Source organism: Cupriavidus sp. WS (assembly GCF_000395345.1).
In the GTDB taxonomy this organism is placed as follows: domain Bacteria; phylum Pseudomonadota; class Gammaproteobacteria; order Burkholderiales; family Burkholderiaceae; genus Cupriavidus; species Cupriavidus basilensis_B.
The window spans coordinates 1-3,392 of the sequence record NZ_AQPL01000226.1 but is presented as its reverse complement, the minus strand read 5'-3'; the positions used below and the strand labels follow the sequence as shown (position 1 = coordinate 3,392).

Annotated in this window: 3 protein-coding genes; 1 reads left to right on the top strand and 2 read right to left on the bottom strand. The window is 67.7% G+C overall.

The window, feature by feature from the left end; all coding sequences use genetic code 11:
* Positions 1 to 85: 85 nt before the first annotated feature.
* Positions 86 to 1,036, bottom strand: coding sequence for a glycosyl hydrolase (locus tag K206_RS0118905; protein ID WP_020203956.1), 951 nt, complete (start codon positions 1,034 to 1,036; stop codon positions 86 to 88).
* Positions 1,037 to 1,698: 662 nt separating this feature from the next.
* Positions 1,699 to 2,352, bottom strand: a complete 654-nt coding sequence (locus K206_RS0118900) for an oxygen-insensitive NAD(P)H-dependent nitroreductase NfsB (protein ID WP_020203955.1) — start codon at positions 2,350 to 2,352, stop codon at positions 1,699 to 1,701.
* Between the two features lie 128 nt (positions 2,353 to 2,480).
* Between K206_RS0118900 and K206_RS0118895 the strand changes: the two genes are divergently transcribed.
* Positions 2,481 to 3,353: a LysR substrate-binding domain-containing protein gene (locus K206_RS0118895; protein WP_020203954.1), complete on the top strand. Its 873-nt coding sequence runs from the start codon at positions 2,481 to 2,483 to the stop codon at positions 3,351 to 3,353.
* Positions 3,354 to 3,392: the final 39 nt, after the last annotated feature.

Sequence of the window (3,392 nt, the reverse complement as noted above, 5' to 3'; positions counted from 1 at the left end):
GTGGCCGGACCGGCGGGAGGGGGCGTGGATTGGCATGGTTGTCTGGCTCGGTGGCTCGGTGGTGCGGCGGCATGCGCCGGCGCGGTCAGTGGAACGGCAGCGATACGTAGAACGAGCCGAGTTCGGAGAGCTGGCCATCGGCGCCGAGCAGGCTGGTGAAGTGGGTGTCGTTGTCCTCGCGGCCGGTGAACCACGCATAGCGGAACACGTCGGCGCGGTCTTCGCAGATGGCCACCATGTCCGCCATCTGTGCCTTCTGTTTGGCCACCGAATCGATCTGCGCGCCGTCGGCCTGGCTGTGCCAGTTGGCGAACTCCGTGACCCAGAACGCCTTGCCGTATTTCGCGAGCCGGTCGAGCTGGCCGGCGAGGCCGTAGTCGTACCAGTGGAAGGCCAGGTAGTCGATGCGCGGGTCGCGGCCGCCGTTGGCGGCGCGGTAGGCATCGTAGAACGCGTCGAGCCACGCGACCGGGTCGGCATAACCGGGCATCGTGCCCCAGTTCATGGCGGGGCCGACGATCTGCACGCCGGTGCGCGCGGCGATGCCCTCGAACACCGGCCAGCGCTGTGCCGCCTGCAGCGGCGTGAGATTGGACTGATCGGCGAGGTTGGGCTCGTTCATCACCAGCAGGTAGCGCACGCCGGGATTGGCCGCGAGGAAGGCCTCCACCTCGGCGGTGTCCTCGGTGCCGTTCCACATCATCGGCAGGAAGTCCATCGCGTAGCGCGCGCGATAGTCCGCCGGCACGCCGGCATTGCGCCGCGGGCTCCAGTTGTACCACCAGCTCACGCCAGGCGACAGCGCGGCGAGATCGGCCGGCGAAGCGAGGTCGTAGGCAATGCCGCGCTTCGCGCTCTTCGGCACGGCCGGCGCGGACGGGTCCGGCGTGGCGGGAGCGGTGGGCGCGGGCGATCCGGGCGCGGCGGGCACGCCGGCGGCTGGAGTTGCGGCGGGCGCGTCTTCGCCGCCGCCGCCGCACCCCAGCAGGGCAGCGGAAAGCGCCAGCGCGAGAAACAGGCCTTTCGGCAAGGTCATGTCGTCACCGTGGGTTGCATGCCGGCGCACGCGCGCCGGCCTTGTGTCTTGATGGATTGCGGTTTCCGGAAACCCGGAAAGACGAATTCCGGAAATCCGGAATGCCGGGCGATGCGCAAGCGGTAAAGAACCGGTCATTCCCGCATTGGGAAAGGCGGGGCATGATCGGGGAAATTCGGCAGGGGGATTATCGTCGCAATGTGCGGAAAAATTGAACCGCATGGCATCGATCGGCGGTGAATTTCCGCTTGGCGTCGTTTCCATGCGACGCCGGTCCAAGCGGCAATGCCGCGTTCCGGCCCGGCGGCAGCGGGCATGCGCTGGATGCCAAAGCGCCGGAAAGCGCGTCCGGTCTGGTTTTCGGCGGATTGCCGCGGTCCGCGGCGGTGGTGGTATTGCAATGCACCTGTATTAACAATCAATACAAAGCAAGACAAAGCAGCGGTGGCGGGAAAAGCGGCGCCATGAATTAAAGAGGCGCCTTTTCAATGAGGCTATTTCCGCCGGGACAAGGCTGGTAGAAATTTCGCCGAACGAATCAAAAAATAATTAAAGACTGATATAAGGCATGGCGTAAGCGGGTGCCGCCGCCCGCATGCCGGCGCAGCGCCGGCATGCGGGCGCGCGGCGGCACGGCGTCGTTCGATCGGGGTACGCGGCGCTCAGATGAACGACAGCACGGTCTGCGCGGGTAGCCGCGACTTCGGCAGCTTGGCGTTGAAGTCCTTGTCGCTGCGGTAGCCGAGCGCGACCAGCACGACGCTGGTGAAGCCCTTCTCGCGCAGGCCGAGCTCTTCGTCGAGCAGGCGGAAATCGAAGCCTTCCATCGGCGTGGCGTCCACGCCCAGCGTGGCGGCGCCGAACAGCAGCGTGCCCAGCGCGAGGTAGGTCTGCTTTTCCATCCAGTGCTGCAGGTCCTTCTGGTCGTAGCGGTGCAGGTTGACGTAGCCGAGCCGGCCCTTGCGCTGGCCGGCCTTGGCGTCGGGCAGCGGGAAGCGGCCGTCGCGCTCTTCCTGCTCGAGGATGTTTTCCAGGTGCGCGTCGGGGATGCCGGTGCGCGCGCACAGCACGATCACGTGCGAGGCGTCGAGCGCCTTGCGCTCGTTGTAGGCAAAGCCGCCATGCAGGCCCTTGGCGACGCGCGCCTTGCCTTCGGGCGTGCCGGCCACCACGAAGTGCCACGGCTGCGAGTTCACGGAGGACGGGCTGTGGCGCAGCATCGTGAGCAGGTCGTCGATGGTTTCCTGCGGGACGCGGCGCTCCGGGTCGAAGGCCTTGGTGGTGTAGCGGGTGCGGGCGATGGTCGAGAGTTTCATCTGGTGCTTGCTGGTTTTCGAGGGTGGTTCGGGAGCATCGGCGAGGATGGTATGCGCTTGCCTTTCATCAGGCAATCGAATACTTTTAATCCCAACAATCTGAAATTCGACTGAATCGACTCGATGCCATGCGCCCTGACCTGGAAATAGACCTGCTGCGCGCCTTCGTCGCGGTGGCGGAGACGGGCGGCTTCACCGCCGCCGCCGAGGTGGTGCGCCGCTCGCAGTCGGCCGTCAGCCAGAAGATCCTGCGCCTGGAGGAGCTGCTCGGGCGCAAGCTGTTCCACCGCACCAGCCGCGCGCTGAGCCTGACGCGCGAGGGCGAGCAACTGCTGGTGATGGCGCGCCGCATCCTGGAGCTCAACGACGTGGCGGTGCGCGCGCTGACCGATCCGCCGGCCGCCGGCAACCTGCGCCTGGGCATTGCCGAGGATTTCGTGCCGATGCAGCTTCCCGCGCTGCTGGCGCGTTTCCGGCGGCTCTACCCGGACATGCACCTGGAGCTGCGCACCGGCCTGAGCTGCGACCTGCTGGCCGCCTACGACGACGGCAGGCTCGACGTGGTGATCGCCAAGAAGGACGGCAGCGCCCAGCGCGGCCGCGTGATCTGGCGCGAGCCGCTGGTGTGGATGAGCGGCAAGAACAGCCCGCCGGACCCGGACAAGCCGGTGCCGCTGGTGCTGCTGCTGCCGCCGTGCACCTACCGCGAGGTGATGATCCGCTCGCTCGACGCGATCCGCCGCGAGTGGTATTCCTCGTGCACCTCGGCCAGCTTGATGGGCATCCAGGCCGCGGTCGCGGGCGGTCTCGGCGTGACGGTGCTGGGGCGTTCGTTCGCGCAGCCCGGCCTGCAGATCCTGCCGTCGGGCGATGCCTGGCCGACGCTGCCGATGACGGAGATCGTCATTCTCGGCGAGGAGTCCGCGCCGGCCGAGCTGGTGCGGCCGCTGATGTCGTTCCTGACGGACAGCCTGTCCGGGGCGATGGGCACCGCGGCGTAGCGCGCGCGGGAGCGCGGGGCCCGCCGCGCCGGCGGGCCC